This window comes from Larkinella sp. C7 (assembly GCF_006149005.1).
Taxonomy (GTDB): domain Bacteria; phylum Bacteroidota; class Bacteroidia; order Cytophagales; family Spirosomataceae; genus Larkinella.
The window spans coordinates 1-439 of the sequence record NZ_VBSL01000168.1 but is presented as its reverse complement, the minus strand read 5'-3'; the positions used below and the strand labels follow the sequence as shown (position 1 = coordinate 439).

The window sequence follows — 439 nt, the reverse complement described above, 5'->3', positions numbered from 1 at the left end:
GCAGATGTTATCAAATTGAAACAAATGCGACTGCAGGACCTGAAAACGGATAAAATCAACGGAGTTATCATTTCCAACCCCCCTTATGGTGAGCGATTGCTTGATGACAAAGCAGTGGACATTCTGTATAATGAAATGGGTCAAACCTTTTCTCCGCTAAAGACTTGGAGCAAGTTTATTTTGACCAGTGATGAAAATTTTGAAGTAAAATATGGGACAGTTGCTGACAAGAAGCGCAAACTTTATAATGGGACCTTGCGGGTTGATTTGTATCAATATTTTGGTCAGCGTGTCAAACGTTCGGAAATGTAGAGAGGGAAGAGATGGCTAAGGACAATGGTAAATTAGATTTTGAAGATGCCAAAGATATGACCGTTCAGGAGGCTCTTCAAAAGCATAAGGAAATTGAAGCTGGTGTGACTGAGGACGATGGACTCCT

At 40.8% G+C, this 439-nt stretch carries 1 pseudogene; it reads left to right on the top strand.

From position 1 onward, the window contains the following. Window positions 1-312, top strand: a pseudogene (locus FH871_RS34940) (class I SAM-dependent RNA methyltransferase); the annotation flags it as partial. Window positions 313-439 lie beyond the last annotated feature (127 nt).